Origin of the sequence: Allobosea robiniae (assembly GCF_900102525.1) — a bacterium.
Classification (GTDB): Bacteria; Pseudomonadota; Alphaproteobacteria; order Rhizobiales; family Beijerinckiaceae; genus Allobosea; species Allobosea robiniae.
Window position 1 is genome coordinate 1,076,535 of record NZ_FNBZ01000001.1, and the last position, 22,507, is coordinate 1,099,041.

21 protein-coding genes are annotated in these 22,507 nt (G+C 66.3%); 9 read left to right on the top strand and 12 right to left on the bottom strand.

Annotated features, from left to right (window positions below; genetic code table 11):
• The first annotated feature begins 54 nt into the window (after positions 1 to 54).
• On the top strand, positions 55 to 627 hold the full coding sequence (locus BLQ70_RS04930) for a hypothetical protein (RefSeq protein WP_091856014.1): 573 nt from the start codon (positions 55 to 57) through the stop codon (positions 625 to 627).
• A gap of 71 nt (positions 628 to 698) precedes the next feature.
• Here the strand turns inward: BLQ70_RS04930 and BLQ70_RS04935 are convergent, their stop codons facing one another.
• The 3 genes from BLQ70_RS04935 to BLQ70_RS04945 all read right to left on the bottom strand — a co-directional run bounded on the left by BLQ70_RS04935 (position 699) and on the right by BLQ70_RS04945 (position 3,451).
• Entirely contained in the window at positions 699 to 1,205 is a 507-nt protein-coding gene (locus BLQ70_RS04935; RefSeq protein ID WP_091856015.1) for a DinB family protein, read from the bottom strand.
• 13 nt (positions 1,206 to 1,218) lie between these two features.
• Positions 1,219 to 2,442, bottom strand: a complete 1,224-nt coding sequence (locus BLQ70_RS04940) for an NAD(P)/FAD-dependent oxidoreductase (RefSeq protein WP_091856016.1) — start codon at positions 2,440 to 2,442, stop codon at positions 1,219 to 1,221.
• 94 nt (positions 2,443 to 2,536) lie between these two features.
• The gene (locus BLQ70_RS04945) at positions 2,537 to 3,451 is read right to left on the bottom strand and encodes a LysR family transcriptional regulator (RefSeq protein WP_091856017.1); all 915 of its coding nucleotides are present in this window, start codon (positions 3,449 to 3,451) and stop codon (positions 2,537 to 2,539) included.
• A gap of 165 nt (positions 3,452 to 3,616) precedes the next feature.
• Between BLQ70_RS04945 and amaB the strand changes: the two genes are divergently transcribed.
• The 4 genes from amaB (at position 3,617) to BLQ70_RS04965 (ending at position 9,426) form a co-directional block, all read left to right on the top strand.
• The gene (gene amaB, locus BLQ70_RS04950; RefSeq protein WP_091856018.1) at positions 3,617 to 5,137 is read left to right on the top strand and encodes an L-piperidine-6-carboxylate dehydrogenase; all 1,521 of its coding nucleotides are present in this window, start codon (positions 3,617 to 3,619) and stop codon (positions 5,135 to 5,137) included.
• A 127-nt stretch (positions 5,138 to 5,264) separates the two neighbouring features.
• The gene (locus BLQ70_RS04955; protein WP_091856019.1) at positions 5,265 to 6,461 is read left to right on the top strand and encodes an acyl-CoA dehydrogenase; all 1,197 of its coding nucleotides are present in this window, start codon (positions 5,265 to 5,267) and stop codon (positions 6,459 to 6,461) included.
• Between the two features lie 108 nt (positions 6,462 to 6,569).
• Positions 6,570 to 7,757, top strand: coding sequence for a CaiB/BaiF CoA transferase family protein (locus BLQ70_RS04960; protein WP_091856020.1), 1,188 nt, complete (start codon positions 6,570 to 6,572; stop codon positions 7,755 to 7,757).
• Positions 7,750 to 9,426 (top strand): thiamine pyrophosphate-binding protein, encoded by a 1,677-nt coding sequence (locus tag BLQ70_RS04965; protein ID WP_091856021.1) that lies wholly within the window; start codon positions 7,750 to 7,752, stop codon positions 9,424 to 9,426. The genes BLQ70_RS04960 and BLQ70_RS04965 overlap by 8 nt, the downstream gene beginning before the upstream one ends.
• Here BLQ70_RS04965 and BLQ70_RS04970 read toward each other — a convergent pair.
• Both BLQ70_RS04970 and BLQ70_RS04975 read right to left on the bottom strand, forming a co-directional pair.
• Entirely contained in the window at positions 9,423 to 9,965 is a 543-nt protein-coding gene (locus BLQ70_RS04970; RefSeq protein WP_091856022.1) for a cytochrome b, read from the bottom strand. The two genes, BLQ70_RS04965 and BLQ70_RS04970, sit on opposite strands and share 4 nt — an antisense overlap.
• 11 nt (positions 9,966 to 9,976) lie before the next feature.
• On the bottom strand, positions 9,977 to 10,543 hold the full coding sequence (locus BLQ70_RS04975) for a YceI family protein (RefSeq protein ID WP_170843312.1): 567 nt from the start codon (positions 10,541 to 10,543) through the stop codon (positions 9,977 to 9,979).
• A gap of 188 nt (positions 10,544 to 10,731) precedes the next feature.
• Here BLQ70_RS04975 and BLQ70_RS04980 point away from each other — a divergent pair, with 188 nt between their 5' ends.
• Complete coding sequence (locus BLQ70_RS04980) at positions 10,732 to 11,226, top strand: hypothetical protein (protein ID WP_139163487.1); 495 nt, start codon at positions 10,732 to 10,734, stop codon at positions 11,224 to 11,226.
• A 10-nt stretch (positions 11,227 to 11,236) separates the two neighbouring features.
• On the opposite strand, the gene BLQ70_RS04985 is transcribed toward BLQ70_RS04980, so the two are convergent.
• The 6 genes from BLQ70_RS04985 to BLQ70_RS05010 form a co-directional block, all read right to left on the bottom strand.
• Positions 11,237 to 11,836 (bottom strand): HdeD family acid-resistance protein, encoded by a 600-nt coding sequence (locus tag BLQ70_RS04985; RefSeq protein WP_082617101.1) that lies wholly within the window; start codon positions 11,834 to 11,836, stop codon positions 11,237 to 11,239.
• Between the two features lie 110 nt (positions 11,837 to 11,946).
• Positions 11,947 to 12,657, bottom strand: a complete 711-nt coding sequence (locus BLQ70_RS04990) for an SDR family NAD(P)-dependent oxidoreductase (RefSeq protein WP_091856025.1) — start codon at positions 12,655 to 12,657, stop codon at positions 11,947 to 11,949.
• Between the two features lie 8 nt (positions 12,658 to 12,665).
• Entirely contained in the window at positions 12,666 to 13,634 is a 969-nt protein-coding gene (gene tal / locus BLQ70_RS04995) for a transaldolase (RefSeq protein ID WP_091856026.1), read from the bottom strand.
• A 211-nt stretch (positions 13,635 to 13,845) separates the two neighbouring features.
• Positions 13,846 to 14,682 (bottom strand): carbohydrate ABC transporter permease, encoded by an 837-nt coding sequence (locus tag BLQ70_RS05000; RefSeq protein ID WP_091856027.1) that lies wholly within the window; start codon positions 14,680 to 14,682, stop codon positions 13,846 to 13,848.
• Entirely contained in the window at positions 14,679 to 15,554 is an 876-nt protein-coding gene (locus BLQ70_RS05005; protein ID WP_091856182.1) for an ABC transporter permease subunit, read from the bottom strand. Before BLQ70_RS05005 ends, BLQ70_RS05000 begins: the two co-directional genes overlap by 4 nt.
• Positions 15,555 to 15,719: 165 nt before the next feature.
• Entirely contained in the window at positions 15,720 to 17,102 is a 1,383-nt protein-coding gene (locus BLQ70_RS05010; RefSeq protein WP_091856028.1) for an ABC transporter substrate-binding protein, read from the bottom strand.
• Positions 17,103 to 17,335: 233 nt separating this feature from the next.
• Here BLQ70_RS05010 and BLQ70_RS05015 point away from each other — a divergent pair, with 233 nt between their 5' ends.
• The 3 genes from BLQ70_RS05015 to BLQ70_RS05025 all read left to right on the top strand — a co-directional run bounded on the left by BLQ70_RS05015 (position 17,336) and on the right by BLQ70_RS05025 (position 21,487).
• Positions 17,336 to 18,316, top strand: coding sequence for an ABC transporter substrate-binding protein (locus BLQ70_RS05015; RefSeq protein WP_091856183.1), 981 nt, complete (start codon positions 17,336 to 17,338; stop codon positions 18,314 to 18,316).
• A gap of 16 nt (positions 18,317 to 18,332) precedes the next feature.
• Positions 18,333 to 20,099, top strand: coding sequence for an ABC transporter permease (locus tag BLQ70_RS05020; RefSeq protein WP_244511902.1), 1,767 nt, complete (start codon positions 18,333 to 18,335; stop codon positions 20,097 to 20,099).
• Positions 20,100 to 20,185: 86 nt separating this feature from the next.
• Positions 20,186 to 21,487: a GGDEF domain-containing response regulator gene (locus BLQ70_RS05025; RefSeq protein ID WP_091856029.1), complete on the top strand. Its 1,302-nt coding sequence runs from the start codon at positions 20,186 to 20,188 to the stop codon at positions 21,485 to 21,487.
• A gap of 2 nt (positions 21,488 to 21,489) precedes the next feature.
• Here the strand turns inward: BLQ70_RS05025 and BLQ70_RS05030 are convergent, their stop codons facing one another.
• Positions 21,490 to 22,419 carry a LysR family transcriptional regulator gene (locus BLQ70_RS05030; protein ID WP_091856030.1) on the bottom strand — a complete coding sequence of 310 codons (930 nt, stop codon included), beginning with the start codon at positions 22,417 to 22,419 and terminating at the stop codon, positions 21,490 to 21,492.
• Between the last annotated feature and the right edge of the window lie 88 nt (positions 22,420 to 22,507).

Below are 22,507 nucleotides of genomic sequence, written 5' to 3' on the forward strand. Positions count from 1 at the left end.
GGGAACCCACCGGTTTTCCGACGGTTGTCGCCTGCAAGCGGATCGGGGGGAAACATGACGCTGTTCAGCCGACTTCTCTACACCATCATCTCTGTCGCGCTGCTCGGCGCCTCGATCGTGCTGATCGGCGTGGCGGTCTGGCGGACCTCGCAGGGCTTCTGGACCGGCGAAGGCGCACTCGACACGATGCTCGATGCGATCGGGCTCGTGATTATCGCCGTCGCCGTCGCCGATGTCGGGAAATTCCTGTTCGAGGAAGAGGTGGTCGCCGATCGCGAGATGCGCCGTCCGGCCGAGGCGCGGGGATCGCTGACCAAGTTCATGTCGATCATGATCGTGGCGCTCTCGCTGGAATCGCTGGTGCTGATCGCCAAGACCTCGCGCGAGACGATGGGCGACGTCGTCTATCCCGGCCTGCTGATGCTGCTGGCCGTGCTGGCGCTGGTCGGGCTCGGCCTGTTCCAAAAGCTCAGCCAGAACGCGACGGCGGCCGTGCCTCCGGATCGGAAGGAGGATGAGGAAGGGGAGAGTTTTGAAACGAAGTCTTCGGCGCCGAACCCCAAACGCGGGTCATCCCGGCCGAAGCGAAGCGCAGAGCCGGGATCCATGCCTGAACCTATCCGATAGGGCGTTCAGGCATGGATCCCGGGTCTCCCTGCGGTCGCCCGGGATGACTCGCGTTTGAAATGAAACACCGCTCACCGCAGCTCGTCGACCAGGAGCAGATCGGTGTCATCCGGCTTCGCCCCCGCCGCCGTGAGCATGGCGTGGATCTGGCCGCGATGATGGGTCTGGTGGTTGAAGAAATGCGCGAGCACGAAGCCGCGCGGCTTGCCCATCTCGCGGCCGGCGGCGCCGGAATACCAGATCAGCGTACCGCGCAGCCAATCGGCCGTGACCTTGTCCGCCCAATCAAGAATGAACTCATCGCGCTGGCGCCGGCGCGCGCAGAACTGCGCCCAGCCCTCGAAATAGACAGCCGAATCACGGCCGCCAACGGCCGGTTTCTCGCTGCCGATGAGGCGGCTCAGCCAAGTCTCATCGCCCCAGAGGATATGGTTGAAGGTGCCGTGGATCGACTTGAAGAAGGCGCCACGGTCGAGCTTGCGGGCCTCGTCGGTCAAGCCGTCCGCCGCCGCCATCAGGCTGCGGTTCTGCCAGGCGTTGTAGCGGGCCATGGTCTGGACGAAAGCCGGATCGACCATGGCGGCCTCCTCCTCAGATGACGTTGGCCTCCTTGAGCGGCCTGCCCTCAACGATGCGCGCGTGGCCGAGATCGGCAAGGTCAAGCGCGCGATAGCGGCCATGCGCGATATGCTCGGCAAGGCCACGCCCGACCGCCGGAGACTGCTGCAGGCCGTGGCCTGAGAAGCCGTTGGCGAGATAGAGATTGGGCAGGCCGACCGCCGGGCCGATGATGGCGTTATGGTCGAGCCCGCACATGTCGTAGGGACCGGCCCAGGCGCGGCCGGGCTTGATCTGCTCGAAGGCCGGGATGCGGGTGGCGAGCGAGGGCCAGACCACCTCCTCGAAGAAGCCCCAGTCGACATCCTCGGCCGCCGGGTCGTTCTCGATCCATTCGACATCCTGCTCCGGCGTCAGCGGCGAGCAGCTGCCGATGAAGAGCTGGCCTTCCGCCGTGCGCTTGCCCTCCTGCCGGCACCAGGCGCCGGTCGTGTCGATCAGGAGCGGGCAGCCATCGACATCGCCCTTGCAAGTGAAGGTGAAGACATAGCGCTTCATCGACTTCACCGGGATTTCAATCCCTGCCGTCGCGGCGAGCTTCGCGCCATGAGTGCCGCTGGCGTTGACCACCGCACCGCAGGCGATGCGGCTGCCATCGGCGAGCTCGACAGCGGTGACGCGTCCGCCGTCCGTGACATAGCGGGCAACCTCGCCCTGCCGGTATTCGACGCCGAGGCTGCGCGCCTTCTTGCGGAAAGCCTGAAGCAGCGCCCAGCCGTCGAACCAGCCCTCGCCGCTGACGCCGAAGGTGCCGCAGGCAAGATCCTCGGTGTTGAGCCAGGGGAAACGCTGCTTCAGCGTCGCGGGATCGTAAAGGGCGATATCGGCACCCTCAGTGGCTTGCAGCTTCTGGTTGGCCTCGAGGATGGGGGCGCCGGCCTCGCTCGCGAGATAGAGATAGCCGCCTTCATGCAGGTCGATCGCGGGAACCTCACCGTCGACAGCCAGGTGCTTCCCGATATTGCGCAGGAAATCGATGCCGAAGAGCGAGATGCGGATGTTCACCGCGCTGGAGAATTGCTGGCGGATCGAGGCCGCCGAGAGCGCCGAGGCAGAGAAGCGATAGGTCGGGTCCTTCTCGATCACCACGACCTTGCCGGTGAAGCCGGGATCGGCGGCGAGATGATAGGCGACGGAGGAGCCGATCGCGGCGCCACCGCAGATCACGACATCGGCGCTTTCGGAGACGGGCGGCATGGCAGGCCTCGCGCAGCCGACTTCGCTGAGGAAAGCCGGGTTGGTGAATTTCGCGCATGAATGAACGAGCGCGAGGCGCTTGTCGAGAGGCGCTTCAGTTTGCCGGCGCGCATTCCCCGAGCAGCCAATCCCGGAAGGCGATCACGGTCGGCAGATTGGCCTTCTCCTCGGGATAGACGAGATAATAGCCCTCCTTGCCGGTCACCGGCCGGTCGATCGGGATGACCAGCGAGCCGGAGCGCAACTCCTCCTCGACCAGGAAACGCGGCACGATGGCGAGCCCTAGGCCCGCCACTGCCGCCTGCGCGATCATGGCGAACTGCTCGAAGCGCGGGCCCATCAAGGCCCGTTCGGGAGCGAGACCCTGCTGCTCCAGCCAGTTCGCCCAGGCACGCGGCCGTGTCGATTGCTGCAGCAGCGGCGCACGCAGCATGTCGGCCGCCTCCGTGATCCCGACGCGCGCCAGCAGGGAGGGCGCAGCGACGGGCACCACCTCCTCGCCCATCAAGCGATGCAGCCTTGCGCCCGGCCAGCTATCGGCGCCGAAATGCACGGCGGCGTCGACCTGCTCGCGGGCAAAGTCGAAGGGCACCAGCTTGGTGGTGAAGTTGATGGTGATGCCGGGATGAGCCTCGATGAAGCGCGGCAGGCGCGGGATCAGCCAGCGCGTGCCGAAGGTCGGCAGGATCGCGAGATTAAGCACGCCGGCCGCACCGCGAAAGGCCATGGCGGAGACGGTCGCGGCTGCGAGACGGGACAGGCCGTCACGGATGTCGTTGGCATAGGCCGCGCCCGCCGCCGTCAGGCTGACACGCTTCTTGACGCGCTCGAACAGGCTGACGCCGAGCACCTTTTCGAGATGCGCGACCTGCCGGCTCACCGCGCCCTGCGTCAGGTTCAGCTCCTCAGCTGCGCGCGTGAAGCTGCCATGCCGGGCCGCCGCCTCGAAGGCGGCGAGCGCGGACAGCGAAGGCACCGAGAGCCGGCCGGGAACCAGAATATCATCCATGATAAATTCTCACCAAGTGATGAGAACATATCGGTTGCCGCCGCCCCAAGAAAGAGGGCATTCTGCAGGCCTCAAGCGCGGCGGCCTCCGGTTCCCGCGCCTTTATGTCATGCGCCCTAGGGCATGCGCCCTTTGGCTCCCGCTCGCGACCGCTGGAAGACAAAGATGGCCACATCCCTGCCGAAAGACACGCTCGCCCTGCTCAAGCGCCTCGGCGTTTCCGAAGCGTCTTACGCCGATGCCGGCCTGTCGGCCCGTTCGCCGATCACCGGCGAGACCGTCGTGACCCTGCGCGAGACGTCGCCGGCCGAGGCCGAGGCCGCGATCGGCCGGGCCCAGTCCGCCTATCTCGCCTGGCGCAAGGTGCCGGCGCCGCGCCGCGGCGAGTTCGTCCGCCTGCTCGGCGAAGAGCTGCGCGCCGCCAAGACCGATCTCGGCCTGCTGGTGACGCTGGAAGCCGGCAAGGTCACCTCCGAGGGCCTCGGCGAGGTCCAGGAGATGATCGACATCTGTGACTTCGCCGTCGGCCTGTCGCGCCAGCTCTACGGCCTGACCATCGCCACCGAGCGCCCGAACCATCGCATGATGGAGACCTGGCATCCGATCGGCATCTGCGGCGTGATCTCGGCCTTCAACTTCCCGGTCGCGGTCTGGTCGTGGAACGCGGCGCTCGCCTTCGTCTGCGGCGACAGCGTCGTCTGGAAGCCCTCCGAGAAGACCCCGCTAACCGCGCTCGCCGTGCAGGCCATCGTCGAGAAGACGATGAAGCGCTTCGGCCCCGAAGCGCCGATCGGCCTGTCGGAAGTCCTGATCGGCGGCCGCGAACTCGGCGACATCCTGGTCCAGGATCATCGCGTCCCGGTCGTCTCGGCCACGGGCTCGACCCGCATGGGCAAGGAAGTCGGCCAGAAGCTGGCCGCGCGTTTCGCCCGCGCCATCCTCGAGCTCGGCGGCAACAACGCCGCGATCGTCGCTCCCTCCGCCGATCTCGATATCGCCCTGCGCGGCATCGCCTTCGCGGCGATGGGCACAGCCGGCCAGCGCTGCACCACTTTGCGCCGCCTGATCGTGCATGAAAGCGTCTATGACGCGCTCGTGCCGAAGCTCGCCAAGGTATACGGCTCCGTGAAGATCGGCGATCCCCGCGAGGCCGGCGTGCTGGTCGGCCCGCTGGTCGACGAGGCCGCCTATCAGGGCATGCAGAAGGCGCTCTCCGAGGCCAAGGCCGAGGGCGGCAAGGTCCATGGCGGCGAGAAGGTCGATGTCGGTTCCGGCGGCTTCTATGTCCGCCCGGCGCTGGTCGAGATGCCCAAGCAGTGCGGCCCGGTCGAGCGCGAGACCTTCGCCCCGATCCTCTATGTGATGAAGTACAAGTCCATCGACGAGGCGATCTCGATCCAGAACGCGGTCGGCGCCGGCCTGTCCTCTTCGATCTTCACGCTCAACATGCGCGAGGCCGAGCTGTTCGTCTCCGACGAGGGTTCGGATTGCGGCATCGCCAACGTGAATATCGGCCCCTCGGGCGCCGAGATCGGCGGCGCCTTCGGCGGCGAGAAGGAGACGGGCGGCGGCCGCGAGGCCGGCTCCGACGCCTGGAAGGCCTATATGCGCCGCGCCACCAACACCGTGAACTACGGCACCACGCTGCCGCTGGCTCAGGGCGTCAGCTTCGACGTGGATGCGTGACACAGAACGTCATTCCCGGGCGCCTGATAGCGGCGGCCCGGGAATCTCATGACAAGAAGACACTGGTTTCCGTCATGGTCGGGTCAAGCCCGACCATGACGGTCTGAATATCAGGGAGACGAACACCATGGCCGGCAGCCACAAGCTCGCGAAGTTCACCTGGGACGATGCCTATCTGCTCGACGAGCAGCTGAACGAGGACGAGCGGCTGATCCGCGACACGGCCCGCGCCTATGCGCAGGAGAAGCTCGCTCCCCGCGTCACCGAAGCCTATCTCGACGAGAAGACCGATCGCTCGATCTTCAACGAAATGGGCGAGCTCGGCCTGCTCGGCGTCACCGTTCCCGAGGATTACGGCTGCGCCGGCGCCAATTACGTCTCCTACGGGCTCGTCGCCCGCGAGGTCGAGCGCATCGACTCGGGCTATCGCTCGATGATGTCGGTGCAGTCCTCGCTCGTGATGTACCCGATCTACGCCTATGGCAGCGAAGAGCAGCGCAAGAAGTACCTGCCCAAGCTCGGCTCGGGCGAATGGGTCGGCTGCTTCGGCCTGACCGAGCCGGATGCCGGTTCCGATCCGGGCGGCATGAAGACCCGCGCCGAGAAGGTTGCCGACGGCTACAAGCTGACCGGCTCCAAGATGTGGATCTCGAACTCGCCGATCGCCGACGTCTTTGTCGTCTGGGCGAAGTCATCAGCGCATGACAACCAGATCCGCGGCTTCATCCTCGAAAAGGGCATGAAGGGCCTGTCCGCGCCGAAGATCGGCGGCAAGCTTTCGCTCCGCGCCTCGATCACCGGCGAGGTCGTCATGGACGGCGTCATCGTGCCGGAAGAGAACCTGCTGCCGAACGTCTCGGGCCTCTCCGGCCCGTTCGGCTGCCTCAACCGCGCCCGCTACGGCATTTCCTGGGGCGTGATGGGCGCCGCCGAAGATTGCTTCCACCGCGCCCGCCAGTACGGGCTCGACCGCAAGCAGTTCAACAAGCCGCTGGCCCAGACGCAGCTCTACCAGAAGAAGCTCGCGGACATGCTGACCGAGATCACGCTCGGCCTGCAGGGCTCGCTCCGCGTCGGGCGCCTGCTCGACGACGGCAAGATGGCCCCGGAGATGATCTCGCTGGTCAAGCGCAACAATTGCGGCAAGGCGCTCGACATCGCTCGCCAGGCCCGCGACATGCATGGCGGCAACGGCATCCAGATCGAGTATCAGGTGATGCGCCACGCCGCGAACCTCGAGACGGTGAACACCTACGAGGGCACGCATGACGTCCATGCGCTGATCCTCGGCCGCGCGATCACCGGCCTGCAGGCGTTCTTCTGAGCGCCGTCAGCCGTCATGCCCGGGCTTGACCCGGGCATCTCGTCCCACGCGAACCTCCCCGGAGATGGTCGGGTCAAGCCCGACCATGACGCCCGAGTCGAACCCGCCATGACGACCTCCCCTCTTGCCGGCCTGCGCGTCCTCGAACTGGCGCGCATCCTCGCAGGTCCCTGGATCGGCCAGCTCCTGGCCGATCTCGGCGCCGATGTCGTCAAGGTCGAGGCGCCCGAGGGCGACGACACCCGCAAATGGGGCCCGCCCTTCGTCGAGGGCACCGGCGACGAGCATCTCTCCGCCGCCTATTTCCACGCCGCCAATCGCGGCAAGCGCTCGATCACCGCCGATTTCCGCACGCCGGAGGGGCAGGCGCTGGTCCGGCGCCTCGCCGCTCATGCCGATGTGGTGATCGAGAATTTCAAGGTCGGCGGCCTCAGCAAGTACGGGCTCGACGCGGCCTCGCTGCGCAAGAAATTCCCGCGCCTGGTCTATTGCTCGGTCACCGGCTTCGGGCAGGACGGCCCCTATGCGCCGCGCGCCGGCTACGACTTCCTCGTCCAGGGCATGGGCGGGGCGATGTCGATCACCGGCGAGCCTGAGGGCGCGCCGATGAAGGCGGGCTATGCGGTCGCGGACATCTATACCGGGCTCTATGCCACGGTCGGCATCCTCTCGGCTTTGCGCCAGCGCGACGCCACCGGCGAGGGTGCGACGCTCGATCTCGCGTTGCTCGACTCGCAGGTCGCGGTGCTCGGCAACCAGGCGATGAACTATCTCGTCGGCGGCAATCCCCCGCCGCGGCTCGGCAACGCCCACCCGAACATCGTGCCCTATGACGTGTTCCCGGTCGCGGACGGCCATATCATCATCGCGACCGGCAATGACGCGCAGTGGCGCAAGCTCTGCGAAGTGCTGGGCGAGCCGACGCTGGCCGACCATCCCGACTATCTCGACAACAAATCGCGCGTGAAGAACCGCGTCGCGTTGACCGCCAAACTGCACCTGCTCTGCCAGCGTTATGCCAAGCTCGATCTGCTGGCCGCGCTGGAGAAGGTCGGCGTGCCCGCCGGCCCGATCAACGATATCGGCGAGGTCTTCGCCGATCCGCAGGTGATCGCGCGCGGCGTCCGAGTCGACCTGTCGAGCGCGGCTGCGAAAGCGGGCAGCATTCCGACTGTCGCCTCGCCCATCGTCATGAACGGCGTGCGGCAGGTGGCAGGAAGTCCGAGCCCACGGCTCGGCGAACATGCCGACGACATCTTGAACGACCCGGCCTGGGGAGGGCCGCAGCATGGCTAATCGCACTGGCGGGCAGATCCTCGTCGACCAGCTTCTGATCCACGGCGCCACCGACGCCTTCTGCGTGCCGGGCGAGAGCTATCTCGCCGTGCTCGACGCGCTGCACGACGCCTCGATGAAGGTCACCATCTGCCGGGCCGAAGGCGGCGCCTGCATGATGGCGGAAGCCGCAGGCAAGCTCACCGGCAAGCCCGGCATCTGCTTCGTGACGCGCGGTCCCGGCGCCACCAACGCCTCGCCCGGCATCCATATCGCCGACCAGGACTCGACCCCGCTCATCCTCTTCGTCGGCCAGATCGACGGCAGCATGCGCGAGCGCGAGGCCTTCCAGGAGCTCGACTACCGTGCCGTCTTCGGCACCATGACCAAATGGGCGACCGAGATCGACGATGCCGCGCGCATCCCGGAGATCATCAGCCGCGCCTTCCATGTCGCGACCTCCGGTCGCCCCGGCCCGGTCGTGATCGCGCTGCCCGAGGACGTGCTGACCGATCTCGCGGATGTCGCCGACGCCGAGCCCTATCAGGTCACGGAGCAGCACCCTGCCCCGGCGCAGATGGCTGATCTCGCCAAGCGCTTTGCTGCTGCCAAGTCGCCGGTCGCGATCCTCGGCGGCTCGCGCTGGAGCCCGGAGGCAATCGCCGATTTTCAGGCCTTTGCCGAGCGTTTCGACCTGCCCGTCGCAGTCTCGTTCCGCCGGCAGATGCTGTTCCCGGCCGATCATCCGAACTTCGCGGGCGATCTCGGCATCGGTCCCAACCCGAAGCTGCTCGCCCGCATCAAGGAGAGCGATCTCGTCCTGCTGGTCGGCGGGCGCCTCTCGGAGATGCCGAGCCAGTCCTACACCCTGTTCGGCATCCCGAATCCGGGCCGGCCGCTGGTGCATGTCCATGCCGATCCGGAAGAGCTCGGCCGGGTCTATCGCCCGACGCTGGCGATCAATGCCTCTCCCGCCGGCTTCTGCGCCGCGCTCAAGACGATCGAGCCGCCCAAGGCCCCGGCCTGGAAGGGCGCCGGCGCTGCCGCGCATGAAGCCTATATCGCCTGGAGCGAGCAGCCGGCGCCCGTGCCCGGCGAATTCCATCCCGGCGAGATGGTGCGCTGGCTGCGCAGCCAGCTCCCCGAGGACGCCATCCTATGCAACGGCGCCGGAAATTACGCGACCTGGGTGCATCGCTTCCATCGCTTCAACAAATTCGCGACGCAGCTCGCACCGACCTGCGGCTCGATGGGCTATGGCGTTCCGGCGGCGATCGGCGCCAAGCGGCTCTTCCCGGAACGCACCGTCATCGCCTTCGCCGGCGACGGTTGCTTCCTGATGAACGGCCAGGATTTCGCGACGGCCGTGCAATACGACCTGCCCGTCATCGTCGTCGTCGTCGATAACGGCATGTACGGCACGATCCGCATGCATCAGGAGCGCGAATACCCCGGCCGCGTCTCGGCGACGACGCTGAAGAACCCGGATTTCGCTGCTTATGCCAAGGCCTTCGGCGGCCATGGCGAGCGCGTCGAGAAGACCTCGGAGTTCGCTCCGGCCTTCGAGCGTGCGGTGAAGAGCGGCAAGCCCGCGATCATCCACTGCCTGCTCGATCCCGAGGCGATCACGCCTGCCAAGTCGCTCTCGACAATCCGCGCCGAGGCCTTCGCGGCTCAGAGGAAAGACTAAGAACGGCCGAACCACATCCGCTGCATCAGCCCATCCCTGAGGACGAACTGATGCAGCAGGGCCGCGCCCGCATGGATGAAGGCGAGCGCGGCCATGATATCGAACAGCGCCGCATGCGCCCGCAGCATCGCATCATAGATGGCCTGATCCGGGCCGATCGGATGCGGCACGGAAAAGAGCCCGAAGAACAGCGTCGGGATCTGGATCGGCGCGGCAGCAGCCATCAGGAAGCCGGAAACCGGCAGCGCCAGCAGGCAGAGATAGAGCCCGCCCTGCACCGTCGCAGCCACGGCTCGCTGCCAGCGCGGCATCGGGACCGGCGCGGGCGTCGGCAGCAGACGCCGGACAATGAGGCGCAACAGAACCAACCCCGCGAGTGTCAGGCCGAAGGACTTGTGCCACTGGTAGAGCGCGAAGCGGGAAAGCAGGTCGCGTGTCTCGTCGCCCATCAGGCGGGACAGCCCATATTGCAGCAGGATAAGCATCACCGTCGCCCAATGCAGCAGGATGATCAGGGGATGCCAGGTGCGGGAGCGCATCGCCGGCCATCCTAGCGCGAGATCACGCCCTTGATGTCGATCTCGACCTGATCGTCGACGATATTGACCTCGCGCCCGATCGCGAAGGCTGCACGCGAGAAACTCGCGCTGGCATGGAAGGGCAAAGTGCCGCCCGCGCGCATGCCGGCCGGATCGCTCTCGGCGACGGCGATAACCGTGACAGGCTGCGACGCGCCCCGGATCGTGAGCTGGCCCGTGATCGAGAGGCTGCGCTCACCGGTGCGCGCCACCTGTTGGGAGACGAAGCTGGCAACCGGATAATGCGCGACGTCGAGCATCGTCTGCCCCTTGATGAAGCCGTCGACGAGATCGGCGCCCGTTCGCAGGGATGCGGTCTGGATCGTCATTCTGATCCGACTGCGCTCCGGCCGGTCGAAATCGAGTGCGATGGTGCCGTCGACAGTGCCGAAACGGCCGCTCGCCGTCGGGATGCCGAAATGACGCGCCACGAAGGCGACCGTGCCGCCGTCTCTCGACAAGGACCAGACGTCCTGCGCGAAGGCAGAAGCGGACGACGGCCCCAGGAGGGCCACGGCAAGCAGCGCACGCATCATCATGGCATGGCTCCTCGGCAGCCGGATGGCCCACATCTTAGGCCTGGCTCCCCACCGGCTGGCAGGGGCAGACACGCAGTTGTGAGGAAGCCCGGCCTCCGCGGGAAAGATTCTTAACCGCTTTCGTGAACCCGGACCGAACCTTTCGCGACCACTCGTCGTTGGTAAGACGACGACGTGGAGGCAAGGCGATGACGCGGGCATGGATGATGCGATTGGCGACTGTCGCAGCGCTCGCCTTTTCGGCTGCGCCCAGCGCCCAGGCGGCAGGCCTCTTCGACGATCTCGCTCGCGCGCTGTTCGGCGGCGGGCCGCGCCTGCGGGCCTCGCCGATCTACGAATATGACGACGAACCGCGCAGGCGGGCGCCCCGCGCCCGCGCGCCGGAGGTTTCCTCGAAACCCAAGCCACCCGTCGTGCAGCTCGATCCCCAGGCCGACAAGGAATGGTATCTCAAGGACCCGACGCTGCGGCGCGGCGACATCGTGGTCACCGCGGGCGGCGTGCTGGTCTATCAGGGCCGCAGCGCCGATGCGGCGCGTCCGGCCGATTTCGTCGCGCTCGGCGGCAACGATGCCAAGGGCTGGAAGCAGCAGTTGCAGACCGCAGCGGCCGGCGGGCGCGCTCGCTTCAGCGATCTCAGCACGCCGGCCAAGGCTTCCGTGACGGCCGAGGCCGCCGAGTAGGCGGCCGGCTTCAGCGCGGTTTCACCCCATCGAAGGTCGAGCGGATCGCGCGGGCGAGCGCAATCGCGGCCCAGCCCTGGAAGATCAATTCGACCGCGAAGAAGGTCCCGAGCACCCACAGGCTCGAACCCGGCCATTGCGCCAGGATCATGCCGCCGAGCAGCAGCGACAGCGCGCCTGAGAAGGCGATCCAGCCCCAGGCTGGCAGTTCCCGGTTCTGGAAGGCGACGACGAGGCGCAGCACGCCGGTCGCGACCAGCGCCGCACCGGCCAGCAGCGTCAGCGAGGCCGTGGCGAGCAGCGGGTTGGCAAAAGTCATCAGGCCGACCGCGACATAGAGCAGGCCGATGAGGATATGCAGCAGGCGGCTCTTCCAGCCTTGATGCCGGAAGGCGTCGATCAGCACGACGATGCCGCCGACCAGGATCATCGCGCCGAACCAGATCGCACTGGCAAGGCTGAGCAGCGCGACCGCTCCGAGGCCGACGACGCCGAGAATGATGAGGGCGACGCCTGCCGCCATCAGCCAGCCGGAATTGCGCCGAAGCGGGACGAGATGCGTTGCAAGAGAGGAGCCCGAGCGGGGCGCGGATTCTGCGGGCGTGGTCATGGCCGACTCCGATTGGACGGGCCGCGACAGCCGGGGCGGCCTCGTCAGTGCAGGTCGCTATCAGAAGCCCGCGCGCAAGCCGCGTCAATGATATGGCGCAAGGCGCGCCGTCAGTAGGTCGCGCGACCGCCCGAGAGATCGAAGACCGCACCGGTCGAGAAGCTGCAGCGCTCGCTCGCGAGCCAGGCGACGAGTTCCGCCAATTCATCGACCGTTCCGAGCCGCTTCAGCGGGCTCTTGCCGATCATCGTTGCAACCGTCTCGGGGCTCATCTGCTGGAGCAGATCGGTCTCGATCGCGGCCGGCGCGACGGCATTGACGAGGACACCCGTGCCAGCCAGCTCCTTGCCATGCGCCTTGGTGAAGGCGATGACGCCGGCCTTGGCGGCGCTATAGGCGGAAAGCGTCGGCGTGCCCTCCTTGCCGGCGAGGGAGGCGGTGTTGACGATGCGGCCGTAACCGCGCGGCAGCATCGCTTTCGCCACAGCCTGCGAGCAGAGAAAGGTACCGGTCAGGTTGATCGCCTGCACCTTCTGCCATTGTGCCAGCGGCGTCTCTGCCACTGTGGTCGAGGGGCCGGTCAGGCCGGCATTGTTGACGAGTACGGCGATGGGGCCGTGCTCGCGTTCTGTTGCGGCCAGGGCCTGTGCGACGGAAGCCTCGTCCGAGACGTCACAGGCGAGATGCCGGCGGCCCGCTGTCGCGGGCGTCGCGATATCCCAGACAACCGGGACGAGGCCGTCCTGCTCCAGCCGATCGGCGACCGCGGCGCCGATGCCCTTGGCGCCGCCGGTGACGACGGCGATCCGCCGCTCCGCCATGGCTGGGCTCAGCCGAGCTTCGCGGCGACGAGCTTGCGCAGGCCGCGCAGGTCCTTGACGAAGCCGCGGATGCCTTCGGCCAGCTTCTCGGTGCCCATCGCATCCTCGTTCATGGCGAAGCGGAAAGCCTTTTCGTCGTAACCCAGCTTCTTGGCGACGCCCCCTTCCATCTGCGGCGACGAAGCCGGCGAAAGGCGGCGCGGCAGGTCGCCGGTCGCGGCGGCGAGCTCGTCGAGCAGGCCAGGCCCGATGGTCAGGCGGTCGCAGCCGGCCAGCGCCTCGATCTCGCCGGTGTTGCGGAAGGAGGCACCCATCACGACCGTCTTGATGCCGAAGGCCTTGTAATAGGCGTAGATGCTCTTGACCGAGACGACACCCGGATCGGTCTCGGCCGTGTAGGGGCCGCCGCCGGCCTTGACGTGCCAGTCGAGGATGCGGCCGACGAAGGGCGAGATCAGGAAGGCGTTGGCCTCAGCCGCCGCGACCGCCTGCGGCAGCGCGAACAGCAGGGTCAGGTTGCAGTCGATGCCCTCGCCCTGCAGCACCTTGGCGGCCTGCAGGCCCTCCCAGGTCGAGGCGATCTTGATGAGGATGCGGTCCTTCTCGACGCCACGCTCCTTGTAGGCGGCGATGATGGCGCGCGCCTTCGCGATGGTCGCTTCCGTGTCGAAGGAGAGATCGGCGTCGACCTCGGTGGAGACCCGGCCGGGGACGATCTTGGTCAGTTCCGCGCCGAAGCTCACGGCGAGGCGGTCGCAGACAGCATGGACCGCCTTCTCGCCGCTGCCCTGCTTCTTGCCCCAGCCGATCGCCTCGTCGACGAGATGGGCATAGGCGGGGGTCTCCACCGCTTTCAGGATGAGGGTCGGGTTGGTGGTGCAGTCGACGGGCTTCAGGCGACGCACGGCCTCGATGTCGCCGGTGTCGGCGACGACGGTGGTCATCTGGCGGAGCTGGTCGAGCTTGGAGGCGGTCATCGGTCTATCCTCGGCAATTCTTCTTGTCGTAACGCATTCAATGTGGCGCCTGTTCACCGCAATGGCGAGAGCGATGAAGCAGTTCCGCCATGCGGCGAGCTGACGCCCGCGTCATGCCCCGGGCATCCCGTGAAGGAAGGGCGCCTTTTCCGGCCTGAGCTTCTCGGGTCGAAGCTGCGCTTCGCCCGAGAATGACGCGTGGGGGACTCCCTCAGCTCTTCACCGCGCCCGAGGTCAGGCCGCCGACCATGTTCTTGCGGAACAGGTAGTAGATCACCGCCGGCGGGATGGCATAGAGCAGGCCCGCCGCCATCAGCAGGTTCCAGGGCGCGTCGTCGGCCGATAGGAAGAGACCGAGGCCCACCGCCAGCGGCACGGCCTTCTCCGAGGAGAGGAGCAGGAAGGCGTAGAGATACTCGTTCCAGGCGAGCAGCAGCGCGTAGATGCCGATAACCACCATCGAGGGCCTCATCAGCGGCAGATAGACCAGCCGGAAGAGCTGGATCGAGGTGGCGCCGTCCATCACAGCGGCCTCGTCGAGCTCCTTCGGCAATTTGTCGGACGCCTGCTTCAGCACCCAGATCGCGTAAGGCGATGCGAGCGCGACCATCGCCAGGATCAGCGAGGCCTGCGTGTTGAGCAGGCCGTAGGAGCCCATCGCCTTGTACATGGGGATGGCGAGGAAGGCGGCCGGGATCAGATAGGTCGCGAGCGCGAGGTTCATCATCATGCGCCCGCCCCTCACCTTGAGGCGGGCGATGGCGAAAGCCGCGAAGGTCGCGACGAAGAGCGTGATCAGCCCGGTCGCCACCGCGATGAAGAAGCTGTTGAACATCTGCCGCCAGAAATTGTGCAGGTAGTAGTGCTGCTGGGCGAAGACGATCTGGAAGTTCTGCAGCGTCGGCTGGTCGGGCCAGAGCTTTCCGGCGAGCATCGATTCCTGGTTGGAGATCGAGAGCACGAAGAGGTGATAGATCGGCAGCAGCGTCCAGACCAGGACGGGGATCGCGATCAGCAGCAGCTTGCCTTCGTCGAGGAGCTTTCTCATGCGTCGGGCCCCTTCGACAGGCGCTTCACCATCACGAAGACCATCGGCAGGATCAGCGGCATGGCGACGATGATCGAGGCGATGCCGAGATCGAGATTGTTGTTGCGCATGTAGCGGATGCCGAGCGTCGCCAGCACATGGTTGAGGTCGCCCGGCCCGCCGCCCGTGAGCAGGTAGACGCTGTTGAAATCGCCCAGCGTCCAGATCATCGAGAGCATCGTCGAGGTGACGTAGAGCGTCGCCAGCGAGGGCCAGGTGATGAAGCGGAACTGCTGCCAGCGATTGGCGCCGTCGACGCTGGCGGCCTCGTAGAGGTCCTGCGCGATGGCGAGCCGGCCGGTGATCAGGATCAGCGTCCAGAACGGCAGCGACTTCCAGATGTGGACGAAGATCGAGGAGATGAAAGCGAGCGTCGGGTCGGTCAGCCAGCCCGGTCCCTCCATGATGCCGAACCACTGGAAGAGCTGCTGGTTCACCATGCCGTTCTCGGGATTCAGCATCACCCGGAAGGACAGGATGGTCGGGATCGAGGGCACCGCCCAGGGCAGGATGAACAGCACCAGCACGATCCGGATCCAGGGCCGCTGCTGTATGAAGAAGCCGGAGAGAGCGAGCGCGATCAGGAATTTCAGGTTCACCGCGACGAACAGGAAGATGACCGTGTTGACGACGGTGCGCAGGAAGATCGGGTCGGCGAAGAGCGCCCGGTAGGAATTCCAGTTGAGGCCGAGCCAGAGGCCATAGGCCACCGGGTAGACCACCATGACGGCGAAGACGAGGACGTAAGGGGCCAGCATGATGGCACCCCACATCGCGCGGTCGCGGGTGAAGCCCGAGTTATCCTCGCGTGGCGCCGCAAACGGCGCGGTCATGACGGCTGAGCTCATGGACTCTCCGTGGAATTGTCACCCTGTGAAAGATACGCCGCGGCAAGGATTGCCGCGGCGGGTCGTCGATGCAAGCGGAACGAGGACCGGGCTCTACTGTCCTAGCATCGGCTTGGCCCGAAAAGTGGGAGCCACTTTTCGGGCCGATGCTCAGCCGGCGATCTGCTTGATGCGTGCGATCATCTCGTCCACGGCCTGCTCGGCCGGGATCTTGTCCTGGACGACGCGGTTCACCGCCTTGGCCCAGACGTTCTCGGCATTCACGGTCGTGAAATTATAGTTGTAGACGAACTGGAACGGCACGGTGCCGTCCTTGTACTGCTTGTAGACGACCGCGCGATGCGGATCCTTGCCATCCGACCAGAACGGCGCCTCGATCGCCTTCAGCGTCGTCGGCACCCAGCGCCCGGCCGAGCCTTCGACGAAGGGCCGCAGGTTCTCGTCCTTCATGAAGAAGACCATGAACTCCTTGGCGCGCTTCTTGTTCTTGGCATCGGCGAAGATCACCGCGGTCTTCACGGCGGCGAGGTTGGTCATCTTGCTGCCGTCCGCCTTGAGCGGGAACTCGGCGGTGCGGATGTTGTCCTCGTAGTTCTTCTTGGCTGTCGCCCGCTGCTCGGCCGTGAGAGCCTGATTGCTCATGTCGTCCATGTGCTTGCCGGCGATCGAGATCGTGGCGTTGTGCGTGGCGACGGTGGTGCGATTGTGGAAGGCGACGTTGTTGTCGGGGTCGAGCCAGTTTACCGAGGAGGGCGGCGTGCAGCCGCGCTGGAAGATGTTGGCGTAGGACTTCACCGCCTCGACCATCGCCTTCTTGTTGGCGGGCTGGTCGAGCACGATCTTGCCGTTCTCGTCGACGACCTGGGCGTTATAGGCGTTGGCGAAGGTCAGGAACGAATAGAAGGTGTCGGACGCCGCGATGCCCATCGGGTGGCCGATGCCATAGACGCGCTTGCCCTTGGCGCGCAGCGCGCCCTGGACCTTGTCGCACCAGAAGTCCCAGTAGCCGTTCCAGGTCTTCGGGATGTCGGCCTCCTTGAAGCCGGCCTCCTCGAGCATGTCCTTCCAGTAGGTGATGTGCATCATCTGCTGCTCGACCGGGAAGGCATAGTATGACTTCTTGCCGGTCTTGCCGTTCATCAGGAAGGTGGTCGAGACCGCCATCGGCTGGAACTCGGCCTTCATCGGCTCGATCACGTCCGAGACGTCCTCGAGCTTGCCGTCATAGGCCCATTTGCCGGTGGTGCGGAAATCATAGGTCGTGCAGAAGCCGACATCCGGGGGCGTGCCGGCATCGACCGCGCCGACCGATTTCGTGACGCAGTCCTCGGTCGCGTAGAGCGAGAGCTCGACCTTGACGCCCGTCGCCTTCTGGAATTTGTCGACGACCGCCAGCAGCGCGTCGTCCTCTCCCTTGTAGAAGCCCTTGGTGAACCAGGCCGTCAGCGTCTCCTGCGCCATCGCGGCGCCGGACCAGCCCGCTACGACTGCCGCGACAGCCGTTCCCATGGCGAAATGCCGTACAAGCTTCATCCGATATCCTCCCATTTAAACCGTTTTAAAGCGACCTTAGTCGTCTTGCCGCGACCCTAATCGAAAAGCCCCGCCCGAAACAAGCCGGGCGAGTCCCGCTAAATAGTATTTCTAATTCCAGAGTGCGCAACTGGTCCGCGGCGTGGAAACCGGGGACCGTTTCATGGAACTGTCATCTGCCGGGACTACCGGCAGCGCCATCTCGCAGACGCGATCAAGAGATGGAGTTTGACATGCAGCGCAAGGCCCTGAGCGCCTTCATCATCGCGGCCAGCCTCGCGGCCGCGCCGCAGGCTTTCGCCATCGAAGGCAAGCTGGTGCTCTATACCAGCCAGCCCAATACCGACGCCCAGCAGACGATCGACGCCTTCAAGGCGAAATATCCGAAGGTCGAAATCTCCTTCGTCCGCGACGGCACGCCGCGCGTGATGGCGAAGCTCAAGGCCGAGTTCGAGGCCGGCGCCCCGCAGGCCGACGTGCTGCTCATCGCCGATGCCGTGACCATGGAAGGTCTCAAGAAGGACGGCCGCCTGCTCGCCCATGACAAGGCCGATTTAGCCGCCTATCCGGCCGGCATCCACGACCCGCAGAAGATGTGGTTCGCGACCAAGCTGATCACCACCGGCATCGTCTACAACACCAAGGCCGCGATGAAGCCCGCGAGCTGGACGGACCTCATCAAGCCGGAGGCGAAGAATCAGCTGGCCATGCCGAGCCCGCTGAACTCCGGCGCCGCGCTGATCCACACGATCACCCTCACCAGCAACCTGGGGGACGGCTGGGGCTTCTACGAGAAACTCAAGGAGAACGGCACGCTCGCCGCCGGCGCCAATGGCGACATCCTGCGCCAGGTCGCCACCGGCGAGAAGCTCTACGGCATGATCGTCGACTTCATGCCGATCCGCGAGAAGGCCAAGGGCGCGCCGGTCGAGTTCGTCTTCCCGAGCGAGGGCGTCTCCGCCGTCAGCGAGCCGGTCGCGATCCTGAAGACCACCAGGAACCCGGAAGCCGCCAAGGCCTTCATCGATTTCCTGCTCTCCAAGGAAGGCCAGGAGCTGGCGCTGAAGCAGGGCTATGTCGCCGCCCATCCCGACGTCGCCCTGCCGGCCGGCTATCCCGCCCGCAGCGCGATCAAGCTGATGGCCTTCGACGCGGCCAAGGCGCTCGCTGAAGAGACCGCCGCCCGCAAGCGCTTCGGCTCGATCTTCGAGTGATGACGGCTTTGCTGCCGTGGTGGCCAGCGCCGTGACGCTGGCCCTTGCCCGAAACATCCGGCGGGAGCCCGTGATCGCGGCCCCGCCGGCTCCACGTTTGCGCCTGCCGGAAGGCTGGAGCCTGCCTGCGCTTGTCGTCGCGGTCGCACTGCTGCTCGGCGGCCTGCCCTTCTTCAGGCTGGCCGCTGCGGCGTTCGCCCCCGGCTGGCAGTTCGCGCCGGGCGAAGCCTTCGTCGAGATGGCAAGCCGCGCAGCGATGACCGCAACCTGGCATACGCTGGAAACGGCCTCGCTCTCGGCGCTCGGCGCGCTCCTTGTCGGCGGCATCGTCGCGCTGGCGCTCGGCGTCACCGATGTCAGGGGCAAGCGCCCCCTCGCCTTCGCCTTCGTCTTCTCGATGATGATCGCGCCGCAGGTGGCGGCGCTCGCTTTCCTGAGCCTGCTCGCGCCGAACTCGCCAATCCTCTCGCTGATCGGGCTCGCGCCGCCGCCGGGCACCCCGAACCCGCTGCTCGGGCGCGGCGGCATCATCCTGGTCATGGCCCTGCACCACGCGCCGCTCGTCGCGATCACGCTCTGGACCGGCCTGCGCAGCATCCCGCAATCGCTGGTCGAAGCCGCGCAGATGGAGGGCGCCACGCCTGCCACGATCACCACGCGGATCGTCATCCCGGTGCTGCGACCGCAGATCATCGCCGCCGGGCTGATCGCCTTCGTCGCAGGCGTCGGCAATTTCGGTATTCCGGCCCTGCTCGGCCTGCCCGTGAACTACCTGACGCTGCCAACGCTGATCTACCGCCGGCTGTCGAGCTTCGGCCCGTCGAGCCTCGGCGAGACGGCCGCGCTCGCGGTGCTGGTCGGCGTGGTCGCGGCGCTCGGCATCGTCGCCGCCGCGCTCGCCGCCCGCAACCAGCGTGGCAAGGTCGAGATCGAGCGGTCTCTGGAGCCCTATTGGCTGCTCGGCCCGGCCCGGCCCTTTGTCGCTGCTGGGCTCTGGCTGCTGCTCGCTCTCAAGCTCGGCTTGCCGCTGCTCGCCCTGCTCAGCGAGGCGCTGACCCCGGCCTTGGGCGTGCCCCTCTCCTGGCAGACACTGACCTTCGACAAGTTCACGGAAGTTCTGTTCCGGCAGGCGGTGACCATGCGCGCCTTCCGCAACTCGCTGATCTTCGCCGGCAGCGCCGCGCTGATCCTCGCTATCCTTGCCATCGTTTTCGCCTATGGGCTGGAAAGGCGGCTCGGCAGGTTCCGTCGCGCCGTCGAGCTGATGATCGAACTGCCCTATGCGCTGCCGGGCATCGTCCTGGCCATCGCCTGCATCCTGATCTTCCTGAAGCCGTTGCCGCTGATCGGCGTCAGCATCTACGGCACGCCCTTCATCATCCTCTTCGCCTATCTCGCCCGCTTCCTGCCGCTGGCGCTGAAGGCGCCGGTCGCGGCCATGGCCCAGATCGAAGCGCATCACGAGGATGCCGCGAAGCTCGACGGCGCCAATCTCCCGCAGATGCTGCGCTTCATCGTCGCGCCGATCCTGGCGCCGGCTGCCGCCGTCTCGGCGCTGATGGTCTTCCTCGTCGCCTTCAACGAGTTGACGGTGTCGGCCCTGCTCTGGTCCTCGGGCACCGAGACACTCGGCGTCGTGCTGTTCAGCCTGAAGGAGGCCGGGCTTGCCGGCGAGGCGGCGGCCGTCGCGATCAGTGCCTGCGTCGTCATCCTCGTCGTGATGCTGGCGCTCGACCTGATCGGGCGCTACCGGCAGCACAATATCCTGCCCTGGCGGATCTGAAGCCTCTCCGTGCAGGTCATCAAAGAGCAGCCGTTGTCCCAACAGATGTGACGGAAAATTAAACTTGGGGGCGCCCTAGATGGAGCATGGGTGCCCATCAGACATTACAGGCCAGGCCGGAGCCCGTGCCGGACGATCGCCAGATTCTCGTCATCGAGGATTCACGAACCTTCTCGCTGGCGCTGCGGCAACTTCTCCAGGCCGAGACCGGACTGCCCGTCACGACCTGCGCATCGCTGAAGGAGGTCAGCGACCTCATCGTCGCGGCGCCCGGCGCCTACGCGATCGCCGTGGTCGACCTCAACCTGCCGGATGCTCCGCGCGGCGAGGCGCTCGACTGGACCGTGACCCACGGCATCCCCTCGGTCGTCTTCACCGCCACCTTCGATCTCGCCACGCGCGGGCGGATCATGGAGCGGGAGGTGATCGACTACGTCCTGAAGGACAATGAATTCGCACTTCCCAACATTGTCGGCACGGTCAAGCGGGCGCTGAACAACCGCAACACCCGCATCCTCGTCGTCGACGATACCCGCACCACCCGCAAGGTGCTCGCCCGGATGCTGTCGATCCAGCAATATGCCGTGGTCGAGGCCGGCTCCGGGCAGGAGGCGCTGGCGATGCTGGAGAGCAATCCCGACATCCAGCTCGTCGTCAGCGACTACTACATGCCCGACATGGATGGCTTCGAACTGGCCCGGCGCATCCGCCGCCGCCATCCGAACGTGCGCGTCCTCGGCATTTCCTCCTCGACCGACCGGCAGACTTCAGCGGGGTTCCTCAAGGCCGGCGCGCATGATTTCGTCTCGCGCCCGTTCGTGCTGGAGGAGCTGCAATGCCGCATCGCCTCCAATGTCGAGGTCCTCGACCAGCTCAGGCAATTGCAGGACCTTGCAGCGCGCGATTTCCTCACCGGCCTGTTCAACCGCCGCCATTTCTTCGCCCGTGGCCGGCAGCTCGTCGGCGAAGCGCGCGATATGGACCTCCCGGTCTCGATCGCTATTCTCGACATCGACCATTTCAAGCGGCTCAACGACCGCTACGGCCATGACGGTGGCGACCAGGCGCTGACGGCGGTTGCGAGGACGCTGAGCATCATGGCCGAGCGCGGCTTCAACCTGCTCGCCCGCATCGGCGGCGAGGAATTCGCCATCATCTTCCCGGGTGCCGATCTCGCCGAGGCCGAGCGCCTGTGCGAAGGCATCCGGACGGCCCTCGCCGGCGCGCCGCTGACCATCGAGGGAGAAATCCTGCCGCTCACGGTCTCGATCGGCGTCGCTTCAATCGGCCCCGGCGATGCGCTCGAAGCTGCCCTCGGGCTGGCCGACCAGGCGCTCTACACAGCCAAGCAGGACGGGCGCGACAAGGTCCGCACCGCTGCCGCCTGAGGCTATTCCGCTGCGATGCGCGACTCGGGCCTGTGCTCGCCCATCAGCAGGGCACGTGACGCCTTCACCTCGCGGACGACGAAGTCGACGATGGCGCGAACTCGCGCGACATCCTTCAGGTCGGCATGGACCAGGAGCCAGAAGGAGCGCGTGATCGAGACCGTCTCGGGCAGGACGGGCACGAGCCGCTTCTCTCCTTCCGCCATGAAGTGATGGATCACGCCAATGCCGGCACCGGCGGCGACGGCATTCATCTGGGCGATGACGCTCGAGCTCTGGACATGGGCGCGCAGGCCCTTGGCGACCTCGTCGAGATAGTCGAGCTCGGGCGAGAAGATCAGGTCGTCGATATAGCCGATGATGCGATGCTCGAAGAGATCCTCCGGCTTGGTCACCGGCGGCATCGCGGCGAGGTATTCCGGCGAGGCGTAAAGCCCGAGGCGGTAGTCTGAGAGCTTGCGGGCGACGACCTTGCCTTCCTTGGGCGGGGCCAGCGTGATCGCGACATCGGCCTCCCGCTTCGACAGCGAGAGCAAACGCGGCATGGCGATGAGCTGGATCTCGAGGCCCGGATAGGATTTCGCGAACAGGGCCAGGCGAGGCGCGAGGAACGAGGTGCCGAGACCATCCGGCGCGCCGATCCTGACGGTGCCCGACAGCGCCATGTCGGCGCCGCCGATATCGCTCTGGATCGCGAGCGCCTCGGTTTCCATGCTTTCCGCCTTGGCGAGCAGGCGCTCACCGTGAGCGGTCAACATGTAGCCCTGCGGGCGGCGCTCGAAGAGCTTGGCCTTCAGCGCCTCCTCCAGCGAGGTGATGCGGCGCGAGACGGTGGCATGATCGGCACCGAGGCGGCGCGCCGCCGCGGTCAGGCGCCCGGAACGCGCGACGGCAAGGAAAAAGCGGAGGTCGTCCCAGTCGAAGCGCTCCAAGGTCCTCTCCCCGTATTTGTGTTTTCGCACGGCCGACGTTTCACTCTCGCTATAGCCGTGCATAAACGAGAATGGTAGGGAGGATGCG